We start from the raw sequence: 15,832 nt of genomic DNA on the forward strand, positions 1-15,832 counted from the left end.
GAATGACCATGGTACAAAATTGTAAACAAAGTTCTGTATCAGCTTTTGAAGTCAATGAGCAGCAATTACTCATCGAAAAAACATTCGCAGCACAAGCGAAAGCCATGTCACACCCTGCTCGGATCCGAATTCTGAAGATATTGTTTAATCTTGATGAAATTGGTGGCTGTTTAAGTAGTGACCTTGTTTCAGAAGTTGGACTTGCTCAATCTACGGTATCGGAACATATACGTATTTTAAAACAAGCCGGTTTTATAACCGCTGAACCTAAGCCTCCTAAAATTTGTTACCGCATAAACCGCACTGCACTGGCAGATTATCAGCAGCAGTTTAACGATTTATTTTAACCAGACACTGATTGTTGAATAACGGAGTATGTAGCAACATACACCCAGCCATCGTTGTTCGACGATATACGATTAAGGTCAATATAAGAGATAGTTACTATGAATGAACCAATTCCAGAAGTGGCCAGTAAAAAAATGAGCTTTCTTGATCGTTATTTAACGGTTTGGATTTTTGTAGCCATGGCAATTGGCGTGTCAATTGGCGCATTATTTCCACAAGTAGAACCGCTTACACAATCAATGAATGTCGGTAGTACCAATATCCCCTTAGCAATTGGCCTTATTCTTATGATGTATCCGCCTCTTGCAAAAGTGGATTACAAATTATTAGGTAAAGTCACTAAAGATAAACAAGTGATTACCCTTTCATTAATCATGAATTGGATTGTAGGTCCAATACTCATGTTCATTTTAGCCATGACTTTTTTAAGTGATTACCCAGGTTATATGGTTGGCATTATCTTAATTGGTATTGCTCGTTGTATCGCTATGGTATTGGTGTGGAATGATATTGGCGGTGGAAATAAAGAACTTGGTGCAGCACTCGTCGCCATTAACAGTGTATTTCAAATTTTAACTTACAGCTTCATGGCTTGGTTGTTTATCACTGTACTTCCACCCGTGTTCGGATACGAAGGTTTTGTTGTTGACATTTCAATGGCCGACATTGCTCAAAGTGCTTTGATATATCTGGGTATCCCATTTTTAGCTGGTTTTTTAACGCGTAAAATCCTAGTCGGAAAAAAAGGAGAGCAATGGTATAACGATGTCTTTATTCCTAAAATTTCCCCTGTGACTTTAATCGCTTTACTAGCAACGATTGTCTTAATGTTCAGTTTAAAAGGTGACATGATTTTAGAATTGCCTATGGATGTATTAAGAGTTGCGTTGCCATTAGGGATCTATTTTATACTTATGTTTTTCATAAGCTTTTTTATCGGCCAAAAAATGGGACTTCCTTACGATAAAAATGCTTCAATTGCATTTACTGCCACTGGTAACAACTTCGAATTAGCCATCGCTGTTTCAATCGCAGTGTTCGGTATTCATTCAGATCAAGCTTTTGCAGGCGTGATTGGCCCATTGATTGAAGTGCCTGTTTTAATCGCATTAGTGAATATTGCCTTAAGAATGAAAGCTAAATCAGAGGCTAAATTGACAAACAAAACGATGAACACAAATTAATCTATTAATGGCTAATTTATAGATTTACTTGTTTTTACTTAATCAATAGAGTGAACTGCATAAGCAAATTATATTCAAAGGATTTGAAGAATGACATTTAACGTGTTTATAAAGCGTTTATTGATATTAGCGGTAGTATTAAACCTACCGCCTATTATCACACCACTGATTTTATTAATCGGTCTTGAGCCCACATTGCTTATCATGTCTCTAGGTGTTTGGGTAAATGTACCTCAGTTATTCGGGGTACAGTTAATCGTCGATACAACACAATTGAGTTATGGATCTTTTGGGCTAAATGAAGCCCCTACCATTGTTTGGTTTGCTATTACTTTGTTTTGGACAGCTTGCGCTGCAATATGTTCTGCATTAAGCCTTATCATATTAAAAGCTAAACCTAGCACTCAAATGTAAAGAAAAATCGCGTTTGCACTTTATTATTTACACCTTATCGTTTAAACCTTGGAAATATTAAGATACGTATAAAAAAGCCGACACATGCTGTCGGCTTTTAATTGTTGCGCTCTACTATGAGAACGGTATCGCAAGTTCTGATAAACAAATTAGGTCATGCAAATTATTGGCTAGTCATTAGTTGCTTAATGTATTTAACCGGTGCACTTCCGTAACTTAGAAACTGTTCATGGAATGATTTTAAATCAAACTCTTCACCTTGAGCTTGTTTTAACTCTTCACGTAAATCATAAATTTCACGATATCCAGAGTAATAACTGGTTAATTGTACTTGGCTTAATGTTGCACGGCGCCACTTTCCTTCCGCTTCTGCTTGCTGCTGGAACGCTTCCTTAGTCATAAGCTCAATGGCTTGCTCTTCAGTCATGCCATTGACCTGAATGCTGTAATCCAAAATGGTATTTGCGATAACACGTAAATTCCACTTGTAGTACATCAACCACATTTCAGGTTCGAAATTACCGTAGCCTTCTTCGAGCATCATCCGTTCGGTGTACACTGCCCATCCTTCAACCATGGCACCGTTACCAAATAAACTTTTTATCAAGCTAGGCGATTCGTTTGAATATACAAGCTGAGTATAATGTCCTGGAATCGCTTCATGGATATTTAATACTTGTAGAATCCAATGATTGTATTCACGTAAATAACTTTCTGCAGATTCATCGCTCATACCATCAAGAGGTGTGACATTATAGTAAGTATTAGCAGATTTTTCGTATGGACCGGGGGCACTGATTGAGGCTCCAGCAAAACCACGCATATATTCAGGTGTTTTTCTAACAACTAACGGCTTTGAAGGATCTAAAGTCATTAATTGTTTTTCATTAACAAACTTCACTAGCTCCGGAATTTGAGCTCTGACTTCATCGACAAAATCATCTCGTTTTACATGCTTAACTGATAACACATCAATTAACTGTTTTATCGCGACATTGTCATCTTTAGGGATAGGTGTATCGATATATTTAGACCAAATATCATGTGTTATTTTAGCCATCTCACTTTGAACACGAAGTTTGTCAGCTGTCGATTTTTCAAACAATGCTTTCCCTGACATACCAGCTTGAATATCTAATGCAAACTTTTCTTCGTAAAGCTCTTCACCAATTCTAAAGCTACGTGCACCTTCTTTTTCAAGTTTAGCTTCTAGTGCTGTTAACCAATCAATATGTTGATTAATCGCTGTTTTAGCTAATTCAAAACGTGTATTAAACAGTGCTTTTTCAGTTGAAGATAAACCAGATTCAGCCACTTTATTCGCTAAGTCATCAGATAAAACTGAAAACGCGCCTTTATTTTGCATTATGGCAAGTTGAGTATGTTCTATCGTCGGATTCTCAATATTCGCTTGCGCAGCTAAGTAATATGCAGGCACATTTTCAAGGCGAGCAATAACAGACTGCAGTCTTTCATCTAAAGGGGCAAAATCTTCATTAATGATTTGAGCGAACCCGCCTGCCACATTGTATTGCGAAGGATTCCATTGCCATGCTTTAAACCTTTCCTGTTGCCATTTAATACTCGCCAGAAGGTTCGAAATCAGCTCATAATCAATTAATTCACTCGTGGTCAAAGCGGTTTTATCAAAAGCAGTTAACTTAGCTTGTTGCTTGGCTACAAATGTTAAAGTTTTAGCGCGAGCCTGATCATTTGGCACTTCTAGATAGCCATCATTAACGTGTTTCCCACTGTATAACGCCCAAGTTGGGGACCATTGCCATAATGCGTTGATAAACTCGTCAGAGTATTGCTGAAATGAAACTGCAGACTGCTGTAACTCAGATTGTTGAACATTTTGGGCTGTTTTGGTTTCATTAGTCATTGAATTACAGCCGACTAAACTGGCTAGGCCCAATGAAATTGCTAAGGTAAGCGCTGGTTTTTGCATCTTAATAAGTCCTTTTTATTCATCAAAACGATATTTTTATTGTTTTAAAAGGTTAATTTTTAATATAAAAGCGGATTTACGTTTAGTTGTTATTATTTTTATGGCATAAGTAAATCATGAACGTTATGACTTTGCAGCACAATAAACGTATTTGACATCTTTTGTGACATCTTTTTGTGAATAAAGAATCACAAAGCTGCCTTATCAACAATCGGGACGAGCACATTCGCTTTACTGACATCAATCAGGAAATATCCATGACAGCCAAATATTTCAGTTTAATACTTAATGGAAAAAAAGCCGGTATACCAGAAATTAGAACTGCGGTTTATGCACTAAGAGAAAGTGGAATAAAATTAGATGTTAAGGTCACTTGGGAAGGGCCTGACATGGAAAGGTTAATTAAAGAATCAATCGAGTCAGGTGTTGAACGAGTCATTATTGGAGGTGGTGATGGCTCACTCAATGAAGCTGTCACTGCATTAATGCATTTAAAAGACAATGTCTCGTTACCTGAAGTAGCTGTGTTGCCTTTGGGTACGGCAAATGATTTTGCTACCGCCTGTAATATACCAAACAGCATTACAGATGCCCTCACCTTTGCTATTCATAATAAGGCGATAGAAATTGATTTGATTGCTGCAAACGATCGACACTTTATTAATATCGCAGCCGCTGGCTTCGGTGCGCAAGTTACTGCAGAAACACCAGTGGAATTAAAAGACTTTTTAGGCGGCGGTGCGTATACCCTTACTGGCTTAGCAAAAGCCATCGGTTTTAAACCGTACGAAGGTAGCATAACGACTGATGAAGGTAAGTTTACTGGTAATATCGTAGTCGGAGCCATGTGTAATGGGCGCCAAGCTGGTGGCGGACAGATTCTCGCACCTAATGCAAAAATAAATGACGGTTTAATGGACGTCACTTTGCTTAAAGGATTTACACCATTAGAACTGCCTCAGGTGTTAGAAGAAATACAATCTGAAACGGCTAAAGGCGAGTTTTGCTTTCACTTTCAAACTCAGTGGCTAGAAATTGATTTCCCATTAAGCTTACCGCTCAACTTAGATGGTGAGCCTTACCGCAGTGAAAAAGTGCGATTTGAAGTGAAACCAAATGCGATTCGATTTGTATTACCAGAAAACAGCCCTCTCATATAGATTAACGACAACACCAGTGTAATGCTTGCAGTTAGAGATGTAAGCATTACACCCTGAGGTTTATGTCTGTTTATCATTTATAAACAATCTTCTTGAAGTTTATAAGGAAACTTTAACCCTGCTCCCTGTGTCCCGTAAGAGACTTCTAATTGACAAGTACCCAAGCTGTCATGATCTGGCGCTAAATGAGTTGCAGTCATAAATGAAGCGACACATAACATTAATGAAGCCATGATGGTGGCATTGCCGTAAAACAACATTAATACTTCACCCGCATTCCACTGCTCAGACAATCTATTCGGTTTCATACTCTTCCTAAAAATTGAATCAATAATCAGAGTTAATCTAGTCGAAGAATTATTAAATATTAGGGGTATTAATAGTTATCATTTCACGCCAAAGCATAAAATATATAAGAATAGTACAGGTAAAAATACGAACAAAATGATGTCAGTTGGAAAGGCAAACTGGAGAAAAAGAAGACATATCAGAACATAAATTGGCGGTGACGGAGAGATTCGAACTCTCGAAAGGTTGCCCTTTACACACTTTCCAGGCGTGCTCCTTCAGCCACTCGGACACGTCACCTTTTCAATTTATTGTGCTAAAAGCACCGCCACTGTCAATGAAACAAAGTGAATAATGATTTCAATATCCTGTGAACGGACGGTACTTTACGCAAATGCGCTAGGAGGGTCAAGGGAAAATCCCCTCTTGTGTTCCTATTGCGCATTTGCTGTTCAAAAAGTCGATAAAATTCACTAACACTACGGATATTAAGCCATTAATGTCGGGAACAACCCCTTTAATCCTGCAGCGACAACTTCAATACCAATGGATAGCATTAATAGACCCATTAGACGAGTGATAACATTAATGCCTGTTGTGCCCAGAATTTTGAAGATGATTGGCGCCATTCTGAATAAGGCGAAACTCATTAAACCAAAAACGACAACAGTAATCGACATACCGATTAAATCGATCAGTTTATTATGATCAGAAGCAAAAACAATGACCGAACTAATGGCACCAGGACCTGCCATTAAAGGTAACGCTAACGGAACAACCGCTACTGATTCCATACCTGATGCTTCACGATCTTCTTCTTGGTTACGTTTAACTGGACTCAATTTACCTTGCAACATTGACATCGCAATAATGGCAATCAAACTACCACCTGCAATTCTAAATGCTGATAAAGAGATGCTAAACATATTTAATATATGCTGACCAATGAAAATAGTAACAAGCAATATCACTACCACAGCAAAATTAGCAACTTTACCAGTATGATTACGTTCTTCTTCTGTTTGATGACTTGTTAAGCTGACAAATACAGGCAATAAGCCCACAGGGTTGATAATCGCTACTAAGCCTAAAAAGAACTTAACATAAAGCATTAAATCCACATTTATACCCTCAAATATCGTTAGTTTTGTGGCTGAAAAAATAGTCGCGCAACTTTACTGTTTTTTGTTTCTTTTTCAATCGTGTTTTCTCAAAAGTTTGACTTAGTTAATAGTAATTTTACACTTGCTTAATACTCTTTAGTAACGACATCGTCGCCGTCACATTGACCACCGACGTTCGCTCGTTTTGAATCATAAAAACACATTATTGAAATTAAGTTTCAAAATTCAGTTATTATGAATAATTTTAAGCCTTAGAAGAATAATATTTGTTATAATAACCATAGTTCTGAATTTCAATTACGCTGAGTTATTTCGATAACTTTTATGATAATAATAAACAGCATAAAAAAGCTAAGTTAAGGTTTTCAATGGGTAAACGTAACCGAATTAGTCAAAAAAATGGGCAGCGAAAATTTACCTGCTCAAGAAGAAGATTAGCTTATTTTTTGTGGATAACAAAAACAGGCCATAAATGTCCTCCAACAGAACTCAAACTTGCTGATAAAGACTAGGTCATTACTATAAATTGCGCTTTGACACTGAGTTACCGCCACTTTATTCGTAGTGATTTTTTAATATTATCAACATAGACTAGCTAAAGTGACACAAAAAAAAGAGATGCCATTGGCATCTCTTTTTTATTGGTTAACTGTAATGACAGTTTATTTATTTTCAGTCCAGCGATCCATCCAGCCTAAAACATTTTTGTACCACTGCTGTAGATTATCTTGATTAAGAATCCAGTGATTTTCGTCTGGGAACATTAATAACTCTGATGGGATACCGTTACGCTGCATATAGGTAAATGCCGCTAAGCCTTGACCATATGGAACACGGAAATCCTTTTCGCCATGAATAACTAGCATCGGCGTTTTCCAGTTTTCAACGTAATTAACTGGGTTAAATTTCTCGTATAAGTCTTTGTTTTCTGTATACGTACCGCCAAACTCGTACTCAGGGAACCATAGTTCTTCTGTCACGTGATACATAGAGCGCATGTCAAACAAACCAGCATGGTTAACTAAACACTTAAAACCGTCGCTCCAATTACCTTGGAACCAGTTCATCATGTAACCACCGTATGAACCACCTAAGGCACATGCGTTTTCAGTATCTAACCACTTTTGTTGCTGGCCTACTGCAGCTAAGCCTTTTTGTAAATCTTCTAAAGGTTTACCGCCCCAATCTTTAGATATTGAATCAGTAAAGGCTTGGCCATAACCTGTTGAACCATGGAAATCTACCATCACCACACCGTAGCCAGCACCAGCCCATAGTTGTGCATTCCAGCGACCACTAAATGAGTTGCCAAATGAACCTTGCGGGCCACCGTGAACTAAATATGCAACTGGGTACTTTTTACCAGACTCGTAGTTAGCAGGTTTAATCCAGTAACCATGTACAGTCTCGTTGTTCCAGCCTTTAAAGTTAAACTGTTGGAATTCACCAAATTGAATTTTGGCTAACTTATCTTCGTTGACATTCGTTAGGCGTGTTAAATTTTCGCCTTCTAAACTAATTTTGTATAAATCACCAGGTTCAACCAATGACTTGTTACTGAAAATAATGCTTGAATCAGTCACAGCAACTAAACTGTTGCTGCCATCATTATAGATTGGTCGAACATCACCAAACTGTGTGTTGACCTCGAAGATACTGACTTGACCAACGTCTTGAGCTGTCACATACAATGTGCGTCCATCATCACTAAAAGTCAGTGAATGTGGGCTGCGATCCCATAACGGTGCAACTTCTTTTTCCGCGCCTGTTACAGTGTCACGTAGCATAATACGGTAGCGATCGGCTTCAAAACCTGGTTTGCTCATCGCTAAATAGGCTAATTGACGACCATCTTTTGAATAAGTCGGTTGTGCATCCCATGCTAAGTTTTTCTCAGTAAGGTTTTCTGCATCACCACCAGTTACTGGCACTTTCCATAAATCATAATTCGTTGTCCAAGCCTGATCTTTGCTTGGCGCTTTAGCGCTATAAACGATGTGTTTACCATCAGCTGTAAAAGTGACTTCTTCCATTCCTGAAAATGGCTTTGGCGGCGTTTCAGTATCTAAACCAAATGTGACGTCAACAACTTCAGTTACAGGCTTACCATTTAGCTGGCCTACAAATAAATGGCTACGGGCATGATCTTCCCAAGTATCCCAATGGCGAACCATTAATTGCTTATATTCACGGCCAGTTGTTTTCTTATTTTCTTCAGCTTCAATGCGATCGACTGTGCAAGTTAAATCTTTACAGTCTGGGAAAACACGCATATTCATGACAACTTGTTTGCCATCGTTTGAAAGCTTGTAGCCATTGACATCAAGTGGTAAATCGGTGACTTGCATTGCTTCACCGCCAGTTAACGGCAGATTAAAAAGCTGACTGGTACCATTACGAGCCGCTAAGAAGTAAATTGATTTATCATCAACACTGAAATTAACATCATGTTCGGTGCCACTGTGTGAAGTAATTTGTTTTGGTTTAGCGTCTTTATTTGTTAAGTCCAATAAATACAAATCAGAACGGCTTTCACCCTGTTCATCAATTTGTTTGACCGCATAAACCAATTTACTACCGTCATTTGACACAGCAGCAGAATGAAGCTTATTTAAATTAACCAGCTGTTGAACATTAAATGGTGTTTTGCTTGTTTCTGCAGCTTGTGCAGTTAACGCAAAACCTGCGGCAGTTAGCGCAAGTAAAAGCGATGATTTTCTCATTTGATGATGTTCTCTTGTTATTTATTGTTGTTTATAGCAATAGCATTGCCGATATAATTCGGTTCAACTTTAAACATTGACGCCGTCTAGCGATGGCCTGTTAGATTCTCGTTGTTGTTCTGCAACCGCTATGTTTAAAAAGCTGATTAGCACAGTACCCAAACAAAAACGCTCAGGCAATAGAGCAGTTCAAAAAAATGAAGCATTCTATTTCTGAGCGTTAATTTTTATCCAATTTGGCTAAATATAAACCACAAATGGACCGTATTATCTAGCATCGCAAGCGTTAATTAGCTTTTTGCGTTAGCAATGTTCACTTTCCAGATTGCAGGACCGGTTTCGTGTGCATTCACGCCTTGAGTATCCACCGCCACAGTAACTGGCATATCTTTAACATCGAACTCGTAAATGGCTTCCATACCTAAATCTTCAAATGCAACAACACGAGACTTTTTGATTGCTTTAGAGACTAAGTATGCAGCGCCACCCACAGCCATTAAGTAAACCGCTTTATGTTTCTTAATTGACTCAACGGTTTGCGGGCCACGTTCTGACTTACCAATCATGCCCATTAGCCCTGTCTTTTCAAGCATTAGGTCAGTGAACTTATCCATTCGTGTTGCAGTTGTAGGGCCTGCTGGGCCAACCACTTCATTGCCAACAGGATCGACTGGGCCTACGTAGTAAATAAACTTACCAGTAAAGTCTACCCCTTCAGGTAAGCCTTCACCTGATTCGATAAGGGTTTGAATTCGCTTATGCGCAGCATCACGGCCCGTTAACATTTTTCCGTTAAGTAATAAGGTATCGCCACTCTTCCAAGTTTCAATTTCAGCTTGAGTGACATTGTCTAAATCAACTCTGTGCGTGTTTTCACCTGCTTCGCGGGTAATTTCAGGCCAGTCAGACAATGAAGGTGGAGATAAATCAGCTGGACCTGTTCCATCTAAGTGAAAGTGGACATGTCGTGTCGCAGCACAGTTCGGGATCATCACAACCGGTTTAGAGGCAGCATGTGTTGGTACTGATTTAACTTTAATATCTAGCACAGTGGTTAAACCACCGAGTCCTTGAGCACCGATACCCGTATTATTGGCACGTTCAAAAATATCTAAACGTAATTTTTCTTCAGTTGTTTCAGCGCCTCGTTCCATCAATTCATGGATATCGACTGGATCCATCAATGATTCTTTCGCTAATACTGCGGCTTTTTCAGCAGTGCCACCAATACCTATGCCTAACATTCCTGGAGGACACCAACCTGCCCCCATCGTCGGTAAGGTTTTTTCAACCCAAGCAGCAATATCATCTGATGGGTTTAACATCACCATCTTAGATTTATTTTCTGACCCACCGCCTTTCGCTGCGATCATCACTTCAACATGATTACCAGGAACCATGTCGATATGAACGACCGAAGGCGTGTTATCACGGGTGTTTTTTCGAGTACCAGCAGGATCGGCAACAATAGACGCACGTAACGGGTTATCTGGATTGGTGTATGCTTGACGTACACCTTCATCGACCATTTGCTGCACGGTCATATCCGTTTTATCCCACTGTACACCCATGCCGATTTTAACAAACGTCGTCACAATACCCGTGTCTTGACATAAAGGACGCTTGCCTTCAGCAGACATACGAGAGTTGATAAGAATTTGTGCAATCGCGTCTTTCGCCGCTGCACTTTCTTCGCGATCATAGGCTTTAGCCATCGCATCAACAAAGTCTTTTGGATGATAATAAGAAATATACTGTAATGAATCTGCAATGCTTTCGATAAAGTCAGCTTGCTTAATTACAACACTAGCAGAATGTGTAGACATATAGGGGCGCTCCAGCAGCCGTTGCGGCATAACTTGTTTTATTTTTATTTGAATACTCTAAATTGTATTCATTTAGCTATTAATCCTTGCAAGGACAATATGATACTCTTTCCAACCTTTTTGGGCTACATCACTTTTTAAATAGGTTTAGTAATGCGTTTAATTAACTCCCCATCATTAGCTGTCAAATCACTCGATTGGGCTCAAGATAGTCATACTGTCTTTAGTGCTGTTGCGCAGCAACCATGGGCAATGTTATTAGACTCATCCCATACCGGACATCAAGATGCCAATTACGATATTATCGTATTCAATCCAGTGGCAACAATAGAAAGCATAGCTGACAATATTCAATGGAAATTTCATCAAAAAATCACTAAAAATCATGATTTTGCCCCAAAGAGCAAAACACGAGTTTCATTAACTGTTTTTGATGTTATTCAACAATTACAAACCTATCTTTACCCAGTAAAACAATCAAGCCAGCTACCTTTTAGCGGTGGCGTGGTTGGCAGTTTTAATTATGACTTGGGTAGAATAATCGAAAAGCTACCTCAACAAGCACTGAAAGATATTCAGCTTAACGATGTAAACCTTGGTTTTTATGACTTTGCCTTACTTTATTGTCATCAGCAACATCAATGGTTCGCTGTCCATTATTTAGGTGAAGAAGCACTCAATATTAAATTGAATAAAATTGATAACTTAATATCAAAAAAAGATAGTGTTCACGAAACTCAAAAGTTCACATTAACTTCTTCTTGGCAAAATCAAACTACAAAACAGCAATATACAGAAAGATTTAACAAGGTTCAGCAATATCTTCATCAAGGTGATTGCTATCAAATTAATTTAACCCAAAGATTTAGTGCAAGTTATAAAGGTGATGAATGGCAGGCATATTGCGCGCTTTCAGATGCTAACAAAGCCCCCTTTTCAGCCTTTATACGGTTAAAGAATCACTGCATTTTATCTATTTCACCTGAACGATTTATTCAGCTTCACGACAATAAAATATCCACCAAACCAATTAAAGGCACCATGCCTCGCGGCGCCACATCAGATCAAGATTCTCTGTTTGCAGAGCAGTTACGTCACTCAGAAAAAGACTTAGCTGAAAACGTCATGATTGTTGATTTACTTAGAAATGACATCAGCAAAGTGGCTACAGCAGGTTCCGTGAATGTTCCGAAATTATTTGAGATTGAGAGTTTTCCTGCAGTACATCATTTAGTCAGTACAGTAGAAGCGACACTCGACAGCCAATATGATGCGGTAGATTTACTTAAAGCGGCTTTTCCTGGTGGCTCAATCACTGGCGCGCCCAAAATCCGTTCAATGGAAATTATCGAAGAATTAGAGCCTTCAAGACGCAACATTTATTGTGGCAGTATTGGCTATATCAGTCAGGATGGTCGTATGGATACCAGTATCACCATTCGTACCCTTGTCACTGAAGATAATAAGCTTTATTGCTGGGCCGGCGGCGGAATCGTTGCTGATTCAAATGTTGATGCTGAATATCAAGAATCATTTGATAAAGTCAGTAAAATTTTGCCAATACTTACTAACGTTAATCAATCCAACGTTAAAAAATCTAACCTTAAACAAAGCTAAATCATCAAACGTTATGGAAATTAACCAACAATAATGCGTCAATTTCCATACCTTAAGTTTTACGCTAAGACTATTAATCACTGCCTTTTAATATGAGCCTTTTGACACAAAGCGATTAATTCAAGGGTCTTGATACCAGACTATTGATACCTGGCTATTAATACCAGGCTATTAATAATAGTCTATTGATACAATTTATCTTTGTATTGTTGCGCTACACTATGCCAATCAAAACGCACATCCGCCGCCGACTGTCGCATTTTTTGGTATTGTAATAAATCATTAGTATGTAGTGATAATGCACTGACCACTACTTCAATCAATTGCTGTGATTGTTCAGCTAATCCTTGCCCCTCAAATAACCAACCATTTTTTTGATGGATTATGGTGTCTTTTAAACCACCTACACTGTGGGCTATGCAAACTTGAGCTGATTTCATCGCAAGTAACTGACTTATACCGCATGGCTCAAAGCTACTAGGCATGATGAATAAGTCCCCTTGCTTATATAAGACTTGTGATAATGCATCATCATAGCCGTTTAAAAAGACAAAGTTGTCATATTTGGCTGCAATGACCTGAAACTCTTGTGCTATTTGTTCATCTCCACTGCCTAGTAATACAAATAAACCATTTGGTTTATGAATATTTAGTTGAGTCAAGATTGCTTCTAGCGTCGAACCATACTCATGATGTGGCTGCCTTAAGAGTAATACCTTTTGGTCGGTTAGACGGCCAACAGAGGTCATAACAAAATCAACCGTTTCAGCACCAGAGCTAGTCGTAATAGCGCGATGGTCATATGAGTTTTTCATCGACAGCAATTGCAATCGCGATAGTGCAATTTGATCCACGCTTTTTACCCACAGACTTTGTCCCATCCAACGAATTAACGCGCGTTGCGCTGACGCTTCGATCTGAATAAATGCATGTTGTGAGTCAGGTTTAACTGATGAATCGTCATAAACACAGCCATTTAGAATACCTACAACATCGCCACGTTGATGTTTATCTTGAAGTGATTGCTCCAAGCCTTCTCCACCAAAAAATCCATTTTGATGATCGGATGGCAGTAATACTTCTGTTGCATAGCTTGGCGACACTAAATGTACTTTATCACTCAATTCTATGCCCATTCTCATTGGATTAATGCACTCAGGATAACGAGGGTCGGTAATTTGTAGCTTCTGTTCGTGGGTTAATTGTCTTGCTAAATCAGGATACCAAGCACAAAAGGATGAAACGTCATCTCGAATAGGTCGTATACCTTGTATCGCCAGATTGTGAATTGAAAAAACACAACGAATATCCTTTAACGTTTTATATTCTGTTGCGAATGCTCTTAACATCACTAAAAAGCCAGTATGCCAGTCATGCATATGTAAATAATCAACTCGGCCAAGCAAACCATCAACATACGCTTGGGCAACTGCAAGATTAAACAAGGCAAACTTACTGGCATCTTCAGCAAACGGCCTTTCACTACTGCCGTTACAGTAAACTTGATTGTTAGGCCCATTAAATAACGGGTGATCAAACAAAAAAACCTGGTTATTTATTTTAGTTGAATTGGGTGCCTTAATCGGTAGTGACAGCTGCCATAAAACCACTTTCTCGCTATTAGCACCAAACTTTACAACGAACTCGCCAACGAGTGTTGCCTGCTGTTGTTTTGCGATAAAGCCATAATTAGGCATGGCCACATCAACGTTAATATCAACACCCGCCAAAGCCAAAGGAAGATCACGAATGACATCTGCCATCCCGCCAACTTTGGCCCCCTTTATGGCATCATTTTCAGCAGCAATCATCAGCACTTTTTTCAAAACATCTCCTTGCTTGTAGTTTTTCTATTCAACAAACTCACTCAACATTGAAGCCACAAGCTCTGTGGCTTCAATGGCAGTAAACTTTAGCGATTACTCATATCCAACCGGCAGTCCAAGCATATTGCGAGTGACTAAAGTGATGCCTTTTTCAGATACTCGAAAGCCGCGGTCTAAATCTTGTTGTTTGTTATAGCCAATCTCCATCCCCTCAGGAATGATGCAGCCACGATCGATAATCGCATTTTGAATTTTGCAATTTTTCAACACGACAACATCTGGCAATAGCACTGAGTCTTTCACAAACGAGTATGAACATACGCGTACTTCATCAAAAAGCACGCTACGTTTAACCTTCGCACCCGAAATGATACATCCACCAGAAACGATAGAATCTACCGCCATCCCTCTTCGGTCATCGTCATCAAACACGAACTTAGCGGGTGGCAACTGTTCTTGATATGTCCAAATTGGCCACTTCGCATCATATAAATTGAGAGCTGGCGTCGGTGACAGCAATTCCATATTTGCTTGAAAGAAAGAGTCTAAGGTACCAACATCACGCCAATAAGCCGGCTCGTCAGGTACTGCACTCGTGAAAGGAAATGCAAATACATTCGCATCTTTGATAATTGAAGGAATAATGTCTTTACCAAAGTCTCTATCAGATTGATCATTGTCAGCATCTTTGCGTAACTGATCGAATAGGAATTTAGTGTTAAACACATAGTTACCCATTGACGCTAAACAAAATTCTTCATTACCGGGAATAGACTTAGGCACTTCAGGCTTTTCTTCAAAACCTATTACACGTTTATCTTGATCCACTTCCATGACGCCAAACGAACCCGCTGCTTCAGGTATCGGTGTTTCAAGGCAACATACTGTCATATCTGCGCCTGACTCTGCATGTGCAGCTAACAGCCCAGCATAATCCATGCGATAGACATGATCTCCAGATAAAATCATGATGAATTTGGGTAATTCATGTCTAATAATATCGATATTTTGAAATACCGCATCGGCTGTACCTTCATACCAATTACCTGAGGTTTGTTGTGATGCAGGTAGTATTTCAACTGACTCGCCTAATTCCTTTTTAAAGTGGCCCCAGCCCCGACTGACATGGCGGATCAGTGAATGTGACTTATATTGAGTCACAACCCCAACTCTGCGTATGCCTGAATTTATACAATTTGATAAAGGGAAATCGATGATGCGAAATTTACCCCCAAAATATAACGCCGGTTTCGCACGCCAGTCAGTCAACTCATGTAAACGAGAGCCCCTTCCTCCTGCTAATATGATGGCGTATGTATCCCTTGTAAGATTACTGATATATCGAACGTTTGACATATAAAATTAACTCCT

Annotated in this window: 12 protein-coding genes and 1 tRNA gene; 5 read left to right on the top strand and 8 right to left on the bottom strand. The window is 39.1% G+C overall.

Annotated features, from left to right (window positions below; translation table 11 throughout):
- Positions 1-8 precede the first annotated feature (8 nt).
- From J8L86_RS03545 to J8L86_RS03555, 3 genes are all read left to right on the top strand, one after another.
- The gene (locus J8L86_RS03545) at positions 9-347 is read left to right on the top strand and encodes a winged helix-turn-helix domain-containing protein (RefSeq protein WP_055024594.1); all 339 of its coding nucleotides are present in this window, start codon (positions 9-11) and stop codon (positions 345-347) included.
- A 120-nt stretch (positions 348-467) separates the two neighbouring features.
- Positions 468-1,532 carry an ACR3 family arsenite efflux transporter gene (gene arsB, locus J8L86_RS03550; protein WP_348772644.1) on the top strand — a complete coding sequence of 355 codons (1,065 nt, stop codon included), beginning with the start codon at positions 468-470 and terminating at the stop codon, positions 1,530-1,532.
- A 90-nt stretch (positions 1,533-1,622) separates the two neighbouring features.
- Complete coding sequence (locus tag J8L86_RS03555) at positions 1,623-1,946, top strand: hypothetical protein (RefSeq protein ID WP_211028732.1); 324 nt, start codon at positions 1,623-1,625, stop codon at positions 1,944-1,946.
- A 163-nt stretch (positions 1,947-2,109) separates the two neighbouring features.
- Here J8L86_RS03555 and J8L86_RS03560 read toward each other — a convergent pair whose 3' ends face one another.
- Positions 2,110-3,897: a DUF885 domain-containing protein gene (locus J8L86_RS03560; RefSeq protein WP_211028734.1), complete on the bottom strand. Its 1,788-nt coding sequence runs from the start codon at positions 3,895-3,897 to the stop codon at positions 2,110-2,112.
- A 257-nt stretch (positions 3,898-4,154) separates the two neighbouring features.
- Here J8L86_RS03560 and yegS point away from each other — a divergent pair, with 257 nt between their 5' ends.
- Entirely contained in the window at positions 4,155-5,057 is a 903-nt protein-coding gene (gene yegS, locus J8L86_RS03565) for a lipid kinase YegS (protein ID WP_065108018.1), read from the top strand.
- A gap of 77 nt (positions 5,058-5,134) precedes the next feature.
- Here the strand turns inward: yegS and J8L86_RS03570 are convergent, their stop codons facing one another.
- From J8L86_RS03570 to J8L86_RS03590, 5 genes are all read right to left on the bottom strand, one after another.
- Positions 5,135-5,365, bottom strand: a complete 231-nt coding sequence (locus tag J8L86_RS03570) for a hypothetical protein (RefSeq protein ID WP_055024599.1) — start codon at positions 5,363-5,365, stop codon at positions 5,135-5,137.
- Between the two features lie 192 nt (positions 5,366-5,557).
- Positions 5,558-5,645, bottom strand: a tRNA-Ser gene (locus J8L86_RS03575).
- A 188-nt stretch (positions 5,646-5,833) separates the two neighbouring features.
- Positions 5,834-6,466 carry a YchE family NAAT transporter gene (locus tag J8L86_RS03580; protein WP_055024600.1) on the bottom strand — a complete coding sequence of 211 codons (633 nt, stop codon included), beginning with the start codon at positions 6,464-6,466 and terminating at the stop codon, positions 5,834-5,836.
- A gap of 665 nt (positions 6,467-7,131) precedes the next feature.
- Positions 7,132-9,192, bottom strand: coding sequence for a S9 family peptidase (locus J8L86_RS03585; RefSeq protein ID WP_055024601.1), 2,061 nt, complete (start codon positions 9,190-9,192; stop codon positions 7,132-7,134).
- Positions 9,193-9,482: 290 nt separating this feature from the next.
- On the bottom strand, positions 9,483-11,018 hold the full coding sequence (locus J8L86_RS03590; RefSeq protein WP_065108016.1) for a fumarate hydratase: 1,536 nt from the start codon (positions 11,016-11,018) through the stop codon (positions 9,483-9,485).
- A gap of 153 nt (positions 11,019-11,171) precedes the next feature.
- On the opposite strand from J8L86_RS03590, the gene pabB reads away from it, so the two are divergent.
- Entirely contained in the window at positions 11,172-12,635 is a 1,464-nt protein-coding gene (pabB, locus tag J8L86_RS03595) for an aminodeoxychorismate synthase component I (RefSeq protein ID WP_065108015.1), read from the top strand.
- A gap of 182 nt (positions 12,636-12,817) precedes the next feature.
- Here the strand turns inward: pabB and J8L86_RS03600 are convergent, their stop codons facing one another.
- Together J8L86_RS03600 and glgC are read right to left on the bottom strand one after the other, a co-directional pair.
- A complete protein-coding gene (locus J8L86_RS03600; protein ID WP_211029151.1) occupies positions 12,818-14,446 on the bottom strand; it encodes a glycogen/starch synthase in 1,629 nt (542 codons plus the stop codon).
- 108 nt (positions 14,447-14,554) lie between these two features.
- Positions 14,555-15,817: a glucose-1-phosphate adenylyltransferase gene (glgC, locus tag J8L86_RS03605; protein WP_211028736.1), complete on the bottom strand. Its 1,263-nt coding sequence runs from the start codon at positions 15,815-15,817 to the stop codon at positions 14,555-14,557.
- Positions 15,818-15,832 lie beyond the last annotated feature (15 nt).

Source organism: Shewanella sp. MMG014 (genome assembly GCF_018100775.1).
Classification (GTDB): Bacteria; Pseudomonadota; Gammaproteobacteria; order Enterobacterales; family Shewanellaceae; genus Shewanella; species Shewanella japonica.